The sequence below is a fragment of the Nocardia yamanashiensis genome (assembly GCF_021183565.1).
GTDB classification, from domain to species: domain Bacteria; phylum Actinomycetota; class Actinomycetes; order Mycobacteriales; family Mycobacteriaceae; genus Nocardia; species Nocardia yamanashiensis.
Genome location: NZ_CP089226.1, coordinates 178,800 through 191,285, shown reverse-complemented (window position 1 = coordinate 191,285; position 12,486 = coordinate 178,800). Strand labels below are relative to the sequence as shown.

The following is a 12,486-nucleotide window of genomic DNA, read 5'->3' as shown; positions in this document are numbered from 1 at the left end:
CGCTGAACTACCCGATCAGGCGACCGGCTCCTTGGCGGCGATCATCAGATCGGCCACCGCGCCGTAGGCCGCGGCCCAGGTCTGCGCCAGTTCCTCGGTCCAAGCGTCCCCGTGGAAATGCTCCAGCGTGGCCAGCAGCGAAGCACCGGCAACCGGGTAGTGGTCGGCCACCACGCCGAGCTGCGCGTGGTGGCGGCCCAGCTGCTGCACGAACGACGGATCCTCGCCCAGGGTCTGCACATTGGTGAGAATCCGGCCCAGCCCGGCCAGGAACCGCGCCCGCTGCTCGGTCAGGTCATCGGCGAACATGCCCCGGACCTCGGGGTGCGCCTCGAACAGGTGGTTGTAGAAGTACTCCACCGCTTCCGGCCCGACGGCTTCGACGTTCTGCCAACTGGATTGCAACGCTTCGATATTCATGAGGCTGTCCCCCACTTCCGTTCCATGCGTGGACGAATCAATTCGGTGACGGGTATCCGGACCCGTCGACCGTCAGCCCGGCGGGCCGGGCCGAATCACCGGGCAGCACACCGGCGGTGGCCGTGGTGCCCGGGAGCGGGAGCAGCGCCAGCTTGTCGACCTCGACCGCGAGGGTCTGGATCATCGCCTGCAATTGGCTGCGCAGCAGGTCGGAGTAGGCGCGCAGCTGCTCGTAGCGCTGGTCCTCGGTCTCCGGGTCGAGGTATCCGCCGAACCGGTTGGCCCCCGCGGATTCCCGTGCCTGCTGCAGCATTTCGCGCTGCTGCCCACGCGCGACCGCCATCAGGTCGCGGGCATGTTGTTCGGCTTGTTCGATAATGGCGTCGGCGGACAGCTGCGCGCGATTGAGCACCGCGACGGCGCGATCGCTGATCCCCAGCTCGTCCTTCTCCAATTCGCCTTGCAGCCGGGCGATCTCCCAGTGCGCGTTGGCCAGCTGCTGTTGCAGTTCGGCGACCTCACCGGCCGACGCCATGGTCTGCATCTGCATCTGCAGGGCCTCGCTCTTGGCGGCCAGCTGCATGTTCTCCCGCTGCAACCGTGACAGCTCGGCGGAATTGCTGGTCAGCGTGAGCTGCCGGTTCTCCCGCGCGACCCGGGCCATGGCGGCGCTCACCTTGTCCAGGTAGAGCTCGACGTCCTCGGCGTCGTAACCGCGCCGGCCCAGTCGCGAGCCCTTGAACCGTGCGTTTCGGATGTCGTCGGGTGTCACGTCCATTGGTCAACCTTGTCGGCGGTGCGCGGTTCGGCGGCCGGAGCCTGGCCGAACGTCTCGAATCTGATGGCGTGCCTGGGCATTCCGGCCCCGGTCAGCGCGGAGACGGTGGCCGCGACCATGGCCGGGGAACCGCACACCAGCGCGGTGGTCCCGCTCAGTTCGCGACCGCGGGCGGCGACCGCGCCGACGGTGCCCTGCACGCCGTGGAAGCCCGGATCCTCGGAAACCACCGGGGTATAGGCGAACCAGGGGTTTTCGGTGAGCGCGGTCAGCGCCTCGTGGTCGTAGAGGTTCCAGGAGGTGCGCACCCCGTGCAGTAATTGCACGCGCGGCACCGCGCCCCGCCGGGACTCGCGTTCGATCCGGTCGACCAGCGCGCGCAAGGGCGCGAGCCCGGAGCCGCCGGCGATGAGCAGCAGGTTGTCGACCGCGTCGGACGGGATCACGAAAGCGGTGCCGACGGGCGCGCCCAGGCGAATCCGATCCCCGGGCCGCACCTGACGGGCGAAGGTCGCGCTGACCTCGCCGCCGTCCACGACCTGGACGTGCAGGTCGAAGGTGCCGTCCGGGCGCGGCGCGTTGGCGGGCGAGTAGTACCGCCACAGCCGCGGCCGCTGCGGGATCTCGACCGCGAGCGATTGCCCGGCCTCGTAGCCGTAGGGCTGCACCGGCCGCACGGTGTGCACGGTGACGTCGATGCTGCGCTTCTCGGTGGCCACGATCTCGGCGTCCCACCAGGCCGGGGTGTCCGCGGCGGCCCGATCGGCGGCGGCGATCATGATGTCGGCGACCGCGAAGTACGCGTCGGTCCAGGTCTGGGCGAGTTCGTCGGTCCAGTGCCGGCCGAGGAAGTGCGCGAGGGTGGCCAGCAGCGAGCCGCCGGCGGCCGGGTAGTGCGCCTGCACCGCGCCGAAGCGCCGGTGGTCGCGGCCCAGCTGAGCGACGAATTCGCTGTCCTGCGCCAGGGTGTGCACATTGCTGACGATGCGGCCGAGCGCGGCGAAGAATTTGGCGCGCTGCCCGGTCATCCGGATCGGGAACATCTCCCGGACCTCGGGGTGGGCCAGGAACAGGTGCGCGTAGAAGTACTGGACGGCTTCGTCGCCGACGCGTTCGACCTGACGCCAGCTGGACTGCAATGCCTCGACGTTCATCCCACTCTCAACAACTCTCCACACTCCCCTCGGGCACGTCGCGGCCGCCTGAGCAGCAGCGCCGAATCCCTGGACGACCGTCCGAATAACGGTCAACATAGGGCATCTGGTGGACGCTGTCGAAACGAAAGTACGCCGACCACTTCCGGCTAACAATCAGCGAATCATGTACTCGCGAGGCGGATTTCGAGTCATGCCGAGCGCCTATCACGAGCCCATCACGGATAGCCGAAAGCCCGGCCTCGGAGCTGCGGAGCCCAAGGCCGGGCTTTCGAAGTCTAAATATTTAGACGGTCAGCAAGTTCACTTGCCGAAGGAGCCGGTCCACAGGGTGTCGACCAGGCCGTGCAGCGCGGCGGAACCGGTGTTGATGGTGCCGTTGAACGCAGCAGCAAGGGTGTCCAGGATAACGGGGATCATTTGATGCCTCTCATAAGAACCAATTGAACTCGATGACACCGAGCCTATCGGCAGCATTTCTCGGCCCGTTACCGGCATTAGCGCGTTGTGATGGGCGTCATACACTACTGGACATGTGACCGAGTCCATAGTTTCGCCAATAACCGGTCTATAACGGGCAAATCACGCCCCCAATTCCGGGGGCAGCGGGCCCTATTGACGTGGACCGGAGCCGGCCGCCGGGCTAGCCTCGAGCCCCATGACCCTGCGCTCGATTCCCTCCGAGATGGACCCCGCGGTGGTCGCCACGATCGACGGCGAACTGGACCGGATCGAGCGCGACGACCAGGTCTCCGTTCTGCTCGCCATCGAGAGCGGCAGCCGGGCGTGGGGGTTCCCGTCGCCCGATTCCGACTACGACTGCCGGTTCGTCTACCTGCGCCCGATCCAGGACTACGTGACGCCCTGGCCGGGCCGTGATGTCATCGAGACGCCGCTGATCGGTCTGCTGGATGTGAACGGCTGGGATCTGATGAAGGCGCTGCGGCTGCTCGTCAGCGGCAATGCGGTGCTGATCGAATGGCTGATGTCGCCGATCGTCTATCGCGGTGACGCCGAATTCCGCACGGAACTGCGGGAACTCGCCGACACCGTGGCGGATCGCAACCGGGTGGCCCGGCACTATCTGCATCTGGGCCGGCGGCAATGGCAGCTGTTCGATTCGAATCGATCGCTGAAGAAGGTTTTCTATTCGCTGCGCCCGGCGATGGCATTGCGCTGGCTGCACGAGCATCCGGACAAATCCGTGGCGCCCATGCATTTGCCGACCCTGCTGGCGGAATGCGAACTTCCGGCCGAGCTGACCACGGCCGTCGCGGAATTGACCGCGCTGAAATCACGCACCCGCGAAATGGGCGCCGGCAGCGTTCCGGAACCCATCGCGAATTTCATCGGCGCCGAATTCGAACGAGCCGCAGACGAATTCACGAAGGACTCGCCGGAGCAGCGCGAGCGCGCCAAGGCGCTGGCGACGGCCTTCTTCAGAAGCCGCCTGCTGTGATGACGCGCACGCTCACGGCCTCGGGCCCCGGCTTGGTGCGGCGCACCTCGAATTCCACGCGCTGACCTTCCGCGAGGGACCGGAAGCCCTCGCCTTCGACGGCGGTGTACTCCACGAACACGTCGGGACCGCCGCCGTCGGGGCTCAGGAAACCGAAGCCCTTCTCGCTGTCGAACCACTTCACCGTGCCGTGAACCATTCACCGAACCTTTTCGAACGTCTGGACGACCCCCGCGGACCCCGGTCCATGGTGTCATGGGCGTGATCCGCGGTCGCGGTCACCCGGCCCGCGCATCACCGCGACGGTCTTCGTCGCTGTGAGATTCTTCGCCGGAACCGCGCATGGCGTAAACACGTTCGAGGAAATCGCGGTGTGCCCGCAGCGTGGCGTCGAGCAGTTCGCGCCAGGTGCGGCGGTCCACCCGCTGATCGCTGAAGAGCGAGGACAGCGAGGCCGGGCCGAGCCGGTCGATGTGATCGACGATGAAGGTGAGCCGCCGGCGCGGGAACTGCGCGCCGATGCGCGGGTTCTCCTCCAGGAAGCGATCCAGCTCGTAGAGATAGTTGACGGCGCGGTTGTACTCGTTGTCGGTCAGGTGATAGTCCATGCGCTTGATCTCGACGATCCACAGTTCGCCGGAATCGTGCAGCAGCACGAAATCCGGTTCCCGCTTCTCGCTGCCGATGGCCGAAGTCCGCAGGGACACACCGAATTTCTGCGCGTACCAGCGTTCGAAGCTGGCGCGCACCCGTTTGAGCGATTCGTTCATGCCCAGCGGCGTCCACTCCGGGGCGAGCAGCCACGGCGCGCTCTCGATGAGTTCCTGGAAGGGGCGCTCCAGCGAGCGGCGGTCGTCGATGAGAGCCCGCAACCGGTCCACCACGGCCACGCGTTCGCTGGCGATCTGGCCCAGGGAGTAGATCTCGGCGACCCGGGCGCGCTCGAAAAGCGCTACCACGACGTCCAATTCGGGATCGGCTTCGTCCTCGGCGATCTCCTTGAGCGTTTCCAGCAGGCTGCGCTGCGGGCCCAGTGAGAGCGCGAGGCGCAGCATGTTCTCGATGTGCGCGGGATCGTCGAGCGCGGCACGGTCCTTGTTGGCCACCAGGATTCGCGCGGCGTCCACCACCGAATCGCGGAACATCCTGTCTCCCGGCGCGATCGCCTCCAGGGTCGCGTGCAGCCGGGAGCGTTCCACGAACTCCTCCCAGACCCGGCGGCGAATGGATTTCTCCCCGAGCCGGCCGATCTCCTTGATCAGCGCCCGGCCCCACAGTGCCAGCGCCTCCCCGCGCGGCGACCCCCACATGATGTCCTGGCGGTCGGAGCGGACCAGGTCCTCCTCGTCGTCGAGCCAGTCCACGTGCACCGCGCCGACCAGGTAGGAGCGCAGTTTGAACTCGCCGGTGAAGCCCGACCGGATGCCGAAGTCCCGGGTCTGCGCGACGATCTTGCCGCGGGCGTAGATCCGCACCCCGGCCATCGCCTCGTCGCGGTAGGGCTGTTTCGAGTAGGCGATCCAACCGCTCACCGGCAGAAACTGATTGCCCAGGCGCACCGGCACCCGGGAGACGTCGACCCGCGTCTCCTCCATCACGTCGATGGGCAGATCGCAGAGCGTGAACTCCTCGTCGCCGATGCTGTTGTGCACCTGCACCCGCCAGTCCGAGCGCTCGATGCCGAAGCGCGCCGCCAGCTGCCGGCTCAGCTCGGAACCGGAGTTGACCCGCTTGCGCGAGAAATTGCGCAGGATGACGGTGGTGCCGCGCTCGGGTGCGAAAGTACCGTCCAGCGCACCGGGTTTCGGGTAGTAGTCGCGTTCGGTGTCGGAGAGCATATCGTCGAGATCGAGCACCAGATGCGCGACCGGCCAGCCCGCCGGGGTGTGGTCGTCGTGGCGGCTGCCCGCCGAGATCACCTCGATGGTGCGGCAGATGCCGAAGGCGGCGAGTTTCCCGATTCCCTTGCGCCCCATCACCGGTCGCCGCCGTTCGCGGGACAGATCCGAGCCGGTGCGCACCCGCCGATCGGAGCCCACCATGAGGTAGTTCCGGTTCACCTCGTCGGCGGTCATGCCGTGGCCGTTGTCGGAAACCACTATCTCGTACGGCGGTTCGTCCGCGGCCCGCACATTGCCGGTGAGGGTGACGCCCCACGGCAGCGTCACGTCGACCTCGGTGGCGTCGGCATCGTAGGAATTCGCGATGAGTTCGGCGAGCACGGCCGAAACCCGGTCGTAGAGCCGGATACCCAGCTTGTCGATGGCGAGGCGGCTGATGCGCATCGTGTATCGATGGTCTTCGAACTCGTGCGCGGCCGCATGCACCTCTTTGTACATGGTGGGCCCCCAATTGCCCTCTCGGCAGCCTTCGTTCAGCTACCACTGAAATCGATGCAACGCTCTTGTTCTAACAAGGGGCTTAACGTTTGCCGACCACTTGATAACGGTGCAATCCCGTAATTCACCGCCGGATTGCCGCATGCAACCGCAAGGTCTCGGCTACCGGGCGCCTTTCGCGATCACGGCCTGGTAGGCGGCGGCCAGCCGGGCGGTGGCGCGCGGGCGGCCGGTCTCGGGAAGCGTTGCGCCCAAATGGGATTCGCGCAGCTCGTCCATGAAGTCGGCCCAGAGTTCGGGACCGCCCTGCTCCAGCAGTTCGGCGCGCACCCGTAAACGCTCGGTGGTGGGGCGATGACGGAGCCCCCAGGAGCCCAGCGCCGCCATCACCGGCACCAGCTGGATGGCGGGCTCGGTGAGCCGGTACTCGGCCTTCTGCCCCGGGCGCGCCTCGTCGCGGCTGAGCAGGCCGGCGGCGACGAGGCGCTTGAGGCGATCGGAGAGGATGTTGGAGGCGATGCCCTCCTCCGATCCGGCGAGGAGTTCGCGGAAGTGGCGGCGGTTGCCGAACATGACATCGCGCAGCACCAGCAGCGTCCACTTGTCGCCGATCACCTCGATGGTCGCGTTGATCGGACATCCCGACCTGGGCTCCATCCGTGCCTCCCATACCAATTGCGCGCAACCGATTGCAAATCACAACCGCTTGCTCCTATCATAGCTACCGATTGCAAATCGCAACCAGTTAGGGAGCGCATCATGCCGAAACTTCGCGTACAGAACCTGTCGATCTCCTTGGACGGCTACGTCGCCGGGCCGGACCAGAGCCAGGACAATCCCCTCGGCATCGGGGGTGAAGCGTTGCACCACTGGGTCTTCGCCACCGACCACGGGCGCGCCATGATGGGCGAGGAGAAGACCGGCGCGGGCGGGCTGGACAACGAGTACGCCACCCGGTTCGGAGTCGGCATCGGCGCGACCATCATGGGGCGCAATATGTTCGGGCCCGTTCGCGGCGAATGGCCGGACTACTCGTGGAACGGCTGGTGGGGGCCGAACCCGCCGTATCACAACGACACGTTCGTGCTGACCCACTATCCGCGGCCGTCGGTGGAGATGGAGGGCGGCACCGTCTTCCACTTCGTGAACGACACTCCCGAAGCCGTGCTGAAGCGGGCCTACGAGGCCGCCGACGGCAAGGACGTGGCGCTGGGCGGCGGTGCGTCGGCCATCCGGCAGTTCCTGAAGGCCGGACTGGTGGATTCGCTGCATCTGGCGCAGGTTCCGATACTGCTGGGGGCGGGCGAACGGATCTTCGAAGACCTCGGGACGCTGCCCGGATACGAGTGCACCAAGCTGGAGAGCTCGGCGGCGGTCACCCACATCACCCTCGAGCGCGTGGCGCGCTGATAGACGCCTCGGGGGTGAACAGTGACATGCGCGGGTCGCCGGTGCAGAATTCGGTCGGCGGATTCGTCCGCCTCCGATCGAGGTGAGGGGTGCAGGGGTGGTCAGCATTTCCGGATTACGCGGTGTGGTGGATCCGAGCGGGTGGTTCGCAACACCACCGATCGCTGCGCCCACGCTCGCGGAGACGGTCGCGGCGCGGCGGCGGTTCTTCGGGGATACCGCGGTGGATCCGGAAACCGGTGCGGTGCGGGCGGATCAGGTGCTGGTGGCCTGGTTCGGGTGCGCATCGTTCGCGATCGCCATGGGTGGGACCGTATTCCTGTGCGATGCCTGGGTGCCGCGCGGAGTGACGTCCGGGTATGTGCCGACCACGCCGGCCGAGGTGGCGGCGCTACGGCCGGCGGCCATCTTCATCGGGCACGGGCATTTCGATCACGCGGCGGATGCCGGGCCGATCGCGCAGGCCAGTGGCGCGGTGGTGCACGGGACCGCGGAACATTGCGCCACGGTGCGCGGGCAGGTGCGGGATGCCGAATTCGACTGCGAGGAACTGGGTTCCGCGGCTTCTTCGCCCGGTGATCGCTACGATTTCGAGCTCGCGCCCGGACTGTCGGTGACGGCCGTCCGGCATATCCACTCCGCGCCGACCCCGCGCGAGACCGGACCGGATGCCTCACCCCGCGTCATGCCGACGCCGTGCTTGTGCGATATCCGCACGCACCCACCGACTCTCGCCGACGCCGGGCATCTGGCGCGCAATATCTCCGCACCCGAGGGCGGGGTGCTGCTGTACCAATTCCGCACGGAGAGCTTCACTCTCACCTGGCACGACTCGTCCGGGCCGCTGGTGGACAAGGCGCCGCAGGTGCTGGATGTGCTGCGCTCGCTGCCGAGTTCGGATGTGCACATCGGTGCGATCCAGGGTTTCAACCAGTACCGCAACGGGTTGCGAGACCCACGAACCTATATCGAGGCGCTGCGACCCAAGGTGTTCGTGCCCAACCATCACGACAATTGGTTCCCGCTCTTCACCGCGCGTGGCGAGGCGCTGCGGACGCCGTTCCACGACGAACTCGCGCGCATTCCGGACACCGAGCGGCCCGAGGTCCGAATGCTGCTGGACCCCAACGACTATCTCGCCTCCGGGCGGCTCGCCTTCGATCTCGAAAGGTGACGCGGGCGGTCCGGGCACGGGCCGCCGCCCGGGCGCCCGGAATCCCGATAGCGTCTCAGCGGAAACGCAGGACCATGGTGACGCTGGTGCTGCCCGCCGCATTGACGATATCGCTGCCGGGCAGGTCTTCGAAGCCGAGGCGCTGGTAGAGCGCGCGAGCCGGATTATTCAGGCGCACACTCAGACTCAGTGCATCGTGCCATTCGCGCGTCAACTCGATCAGGCGCTGGAGCAGCGCTGTGCCCAATCCGGTGCCGCGCAGGCCGGGTGCAACCGCGATGGCGAGTTCAGGCGTGTGCTCGTCCACGAATCCGTAAGCCGGGTTGTCGGCGGTGAACAGTCGCGCCCACGCCGCCCCTTGCACATCGCCGTCCGCCCCGCCGACGACGCCGAAATCGCCTGGTACGCCCCAGTTCTCGACATAGCGGGCCAGCGCCGGGATCTCGCGCAGTTCGTCCGGGTCGGTGCGGCCCAGGTCGGCGGAGTGCGAGGCTTCGAACAGCATCGCCCACAGGAACTTCTCGTCGTCGGCAGCGGCAGGGCGGATAATCAGGTCGGACACCGGCCCGACTATACGAACGCGGGCCGGTTCGGTCACCTCGTTATCCGGTGGGGAGTTTCATCCCCGGCCCGGCCTCCGGCGTCACGTCCCGCGCGGTGATCTCCTGCTCGCAGGCATCGCACACCAGGTGTACGTGCGCCTCGCCGGTGCACTCGCGATGCCGGTAGTAGACGGGCGGCCCGTCCGGCGCCATGTGCGCATCGCCCCAGTCCCGGAACGCCATCAGGATCGGGTACACGTCATGGCCTTTGGCGGTCAGCCGGTACTCCTCGTGCGCACCGGTCTCCGGCCGCTGCTTCACGAGGATCCCGTGCTCGACCAGCCGATCGAGCCGATCCTGCAAGCGCCCCTTGGAGATTCCGAGATAGGACTGGAACCCGTTGAACCGGCGAACCCCGGAGAAGGCGGCCTTGAGGATGAGCAGCGTCCAGCGGTCGCCGAACACCACCAGCGATCGCGTGATCGAACACGGCTCGTCGGCCAGCTCCTCATATCGCATCTTCCGATCCTACCCATCTGGTCCTAATATGAGACCGAATGCAACCGGTCTCGAAATGAGACCAACCAAGGAGGGGCTTCGCCATGTCCGATCGCTACACCGCGCTGCAATCCCTGCTCGACGAGCGCTACACCTGCCGGGCCTTCCGCCCCGACGCCGTCGACCGGGACACCATCGAATCGATTCTGCGGCTGGCGCAGCGCACCCCGTCCTGGTGCAACACCCAGCCGTGGCAGCTGGTGGTCACCGCCGATCCGGCCGCCACCGACCGCTTCCGCAAAGCGCTGCTCGACCACATCGAGGGCACTCCCGCGCAGACCGACATCCCCTTCCCCACCGCCTACCACGGGGTGTACCGCGATCGCCGCCGGGAATGCGGCGGCGCGCTGTACCAAGCGGTCGGCGTGCAGCGCGGCGACCACGCGGGCAGCCTGCGCCAAATGCTGCGCAACTTCGAGCTTTTCGACGCCCCGCACGTGGCGATCCTGACGACCGAGGCCGATCTCGGGGCGTACGGCGCGGTCGACTGCGGGCTGTATCTGACCTCGTTCCTGCTGGGCGCGCAGAGCCTCGGGGTCGCGACCGCCCCGCAGGCCGCGCTGGCCACCTATTCGCCGTTCCTGCACGAGTACTTCGAGATTCCGGCGCATCGCCAGGTGGTGGCGGGGATTTCGTTCGGCTACCCGGACGCCGGCCATGCCTCGAACAGCTTCCGCACCACGCGCGCGGAGCTCGATCAGGTGGTGACCTGGGCGTGAATATTCGCTTCGGCGCGTCGAAGCGCTGACGTTTCGAAGCGGGCGATCACTGTGCGACGATCCGTGCCATCAGGACGAACGCCCGACGGGCCGTAGCCCGATTGTGCGCGTCGCTGGCGATCGCGGCCGCGGCGCTGTTCCCGGCGGGTCACGGCACCGCGGACCCGATCTCCGAGCTGATGGATCCGCCGCACGAACTGGCGGCGGTGCTGCCCACGCCTTTGGACGATCCGTTCTATGTGCCGCCCGGCGGCTGGCTGGAACGACCGCTGGGCGCGGCGCTCTCGGTGCGCTCGGTCGCGAGCTGGTTCCTCACGCCGGTGCGCGCGGTGGAGATGCTGGTGCGCTCCACCGATACGCACGGCCGGCCGACACCGGTGAACGCGACGCTGTACGTGCCGCGCGACCCATGGGCCGGTGCGGGTACCCGGCCGCTGGTGTCGTACAACATCCCGACGTCGTCGCTCGGAAACACCTGCGCGCCTTCGTATCAGCTCAAGCGGGGCTTCCAAGGCGACATGGTGTCGATCCAGCTGCTGCTGTCCCGCGGCTACGCGGTGATCGTGCCCGATCATCAGGGTCCGCGGCAGGCGTACGCGGCCGGGCACATGGGTGGTCACGCGGTGCTCGACGCGGTCCGCGCCGCCCTGCACCTGCAATTGACCGACCTGAGCCCGCGCAGTCCCGTGGTGTTGAGCGGGTATTCCGGCGGCGGGATCGCCACCGGCTGGGCGGCTCAGCTCGCCCCCGCCTATGCCCCCGAGCTTCCGCTGGCCGGAGCCGTGATCGGCGGTCTCCCGGCCGATTACGACCTGCTGCTGAAGACCATGGACGGCAATGCCGCGACCGGCGTCTTCCTGGCCGCCACGCTCGGCCTGGCCCGCGAGTATCCCGAACTGCTCACCCTGCTCAACGACAACGGCTGGCGGCTCGCGCACGCGCTGCGCGACGCCTGCGTGGTCTTACAGGCGGCGCTCGGACTGGCCGCGCCGCTGCCACTCGACCGGTTTACCGACACCGATCCGCTCGAGACGCCAGTCGGGCGAAAAGTGGTGTCGGACAACCATCTCGGCGTGCACACGCCCCGCGCGCCGATATTCCTCTACCACGGGACGGGCGAAATCTGGATCCCGCTCACGGCCGTGGAAACGCTCTACGACGACTGGTGCCGCGGCGGCGCGTCGGTGCGCCTGCAGACCTTTCCCGGTGAGCATTTCACGGTCGGCGCCATGATGGTGCCGACGCTGAGCCGCTGGGTGGACGAAATCATCACCGGCACATTGGTACCCGCCGGCTGCACTCGTTAATCCGTGCGCCGCTCCAGCTCCGCGAGATAGCCGCGCAGTGCGGTCTTCAACTCCCGCAACATCTTCGGGTCACCGTTCGGGTCGATACGGAACGCCTCCTGCATCAGCGCATCCGCCATGAGATGCACTGCCAGGCAAGCGCGCCCCACCCATTCGCGATCCGGAAGCATCCTCTGCGCCAGTACGATTCGCCGCAATCCATCGGCCATGCGCCGTTTGTGCTCCCGGTCCGCGACCCGGATCGCCTCCGACACATGCCGCCCGAACCACAGCGCCCGGAACCCCGGCTCCCGCCGATACACCTCGGCGAACACCTCCACCAGCCCCTCCACCGGATCATCCCAATGCTGTTGCCCCGCAGCCGCTATCAACTCGTCCAGGGTTCCCTCGATCCGCCCCAGATACTCGTCCGCCAGCGCATCCAGCACCGCGTCCCGGTCCGGCAGGTACTGGTACAGCGACCCCACCGACACGCCCGCGTCCTGCGCCAGCCGCACCATCCGCAAGGCCTCGACCCCCTCGCCGGCCACGATCCGATCCGCGGCCGCCAGCACCCGCGCCACCCGCTCCTTGCTCCGCGCCTGCTGCGGCACCCGCCGCACCGTCGTCTCCACCGCACCCTCTTT

The 12,486-nt window shown here is 67.4% G+C and carries 14 protein-coding genes; 5 read left to right on the top strand and 9 right to left on the bottom strand.

The annotated features are described in order from the left end of the window. Positions 1–15: 15 nt before the first annotated feature. From LTV02_RS00900 to LTV02_RS00890, 3 genes are read right to left on the bottom strand one after another with little or no spacing between them, the layout of a single operon-like run. The gene (locus tag LTV02_RS00900; protein WP_233037075.1) at positions 16–420 is read right to left on the bottom strand and encodes a globin domain-containing protein; all 405 of its coding nucleotides are present in this window, start codon (positions 418–420) and stop codon (positions 16–18) included. Positions 421–457: 37 nt separating this feature from the next. After that, entirely contained in the window at positions 458–1,198 is a 741-nt protein-coding gene (locus tag LTV02_RS00895) for a DivIVA domain-containing protein (protein ID WP_233037073.1), read from the bottom strand. After that, the gene (locus LTV02_RS00890; protein ID WP_233037063.1) at positions 1,189–2,352 is read right to left on the bottom strand and encodes an FAD-binding oxidoreductase; all 1,164 of its coding nucleotides are present in this window, start codon (positions 2,350–2,352) and stop codon (positions 1,189–1,191) included. The genes LTV02_RS00895 and LTV02_RS00890 overlap by 10 nt, the downstream gene beginning before the upstream one ends. A gap of 658 nt (positions 2,353–3,010) precedes the next feature. Here LTV02_RS00890 and LTV02_RS00885 point away from each other — a divergent pair. Then, the gene (locus LTV02_RS00885) at positions 3,011–3,811 is read left to right on the top strand and encodes a nucleotidyltransferase domain-containing protein (RefSeq protein WP_233037061.1); all 801 of its coding nucleotides are present in this window, start codon (positions 3,011–3,013) and stop codon (positions 3,809–3,811) included. Here LTV02_RS00885 and LTV02_RS00880 read toward each other — a convergent pair. The 3 genes from LTV02_RS00880 to LTV02_RS00870 form a co-directional block, all read right to left on the bottom strand. Continuing rightward, positions 3,792–4,010, bottom strand: a complete 219-nt coding sequence (locus tag LTV02_RS00880; RefSeq protein ID WP_067711165.1) for a cold-shock protein — start codon at positions 4,008–4,010, stop codon at positions 3,792–3,794. The two genes, LTV02_RS00885 and LTV02_RS00880, sit on opposite strands and share 20 nt — an antisense overlap. Positions 4,011–4,089: 79 nt before the next feature. Then, a complete protein-coding gene (locus LTV02_RS00875; protein ID WP_233037059.1) occupies positions 4,090–6,150 on the bottom strand; it encodes an ATP-binding protein in 2,061 nt (686 codons plus the stop codon). Positions 6,151–6,312: 162 nt separating this feature from the next. Beyond that, positions 6,313–6,807, bottom strand: a complete 495-nt coding sequence (locus LTV02_RS00870; RefSeq protein ID WP_233037049.1) for a winged helix-turn-helix transcriptional regulator — start codon at positions 6,805–6,807, stop codon at positions 6,313–6,315. Between the two features lie 102 nt (positions 6,808–6,909). On the opposite strand from LTV02_RS00870, the gene LTV02_RS00865 reads away from it, so the two are divergent. Continuing rightward, on the top strand, positions 6,910–7,560 hold the full coding sequence (locus tag LTV02_RS00865) for a dihydrofolate reductase family protein (RefSeq protein ID WP_233037047.1): 651 nt from the start codon (positions 6,910–6,912) through the stop codon (positions 7,558–7,560). Positions 7,561–7,657: 97 nt separating this feature from the next. Continuing rightward, positions 7,658–8,734 (top strand): MBL fold metallo-hydrolase, encoded by a 1,077-nt coding sequence (locus tag LTV02_RS00860; protein WP_233037045.1) that lies wholly within the window; start codon positions 7,658–7,660, stop codon positions 8,732–8,734. 55 nt (positions 8,735–8,789) lie between these two features. Here LTV02_RS00860 and LTV02_RS00855 read toward each other — a convergent pair whose 3' ends face one another. Next, positions 8,790–9,296 (bottom strand): GNAT family N-acetyltransferase, encoded by a 507-nt coding sequence (locus LTV02_RS00855; RefSeq protein WP_233037043.1) that lies wholly within the window; start codon positions 9,294–9,296, stop codon positions 8,790–8,792. 40 nt (positions 9,297–9,336) lie between these two features. Beyond that, positions 9,337–9,795, bottom strand: coding sequence for a winged helix-turn-helix transcriptional regulator (locus LTV02_RS00850; protein WP_233037041.1), 459 nt, complete (start codon positions 9,793–9,795; stop codon positions 9,337–9,339). 83 nt (positions 9,796–9,878) lie between these two features. Between LTV02_RS00850 and LTV02_RS00845 the strand changes: the two genes are divergently transcribed. Both LTV02_RS00845 and LTV02_RS00840 read left to right on the top strand, forming a co-directional pair. Further along, positions 9,879–10,553 (top strand): nitroreductase, encoded by a 675-nt coding sequence (locus LTV02_RS00845; protein WP_233037039.1) that lies wholly within the window; start codon positions 9,879–9,881, stop codon positions 10,551–10,553. A 101-nt stretch (positions 10,554–10,654) separates the two neighbouring features. Then, positions 10,655–11,860, top strand: coding sequence for a lipase family protein (locus tag LTV02_RS00840; protein WP_233037037.1), 1,206 nt, complete (start codon positions 10,655–10,657; stop codon positions 11,858–11,860). Here LTV02_RS00840 and LTV02_RS00835 read toward each other — a convergent pair. Further along, positions 11,857–12,474 (bottom strand): TetR/AcrR family transcriptional regulator, encoded by a 618-nt coding sequence (locus LTV02_RS00835; RefSeq protein ID WP_269821599.1) that lies wholly within the window; start codon positions 12,472–12,474, stop codon positions 11,857–11,859. The genes LTV02_RS00840 and LTV02_RS00835 overlap by 4 nt on opposite strands. Positions 12,475–12,486 lie beyond the last annotated feature (12 nt).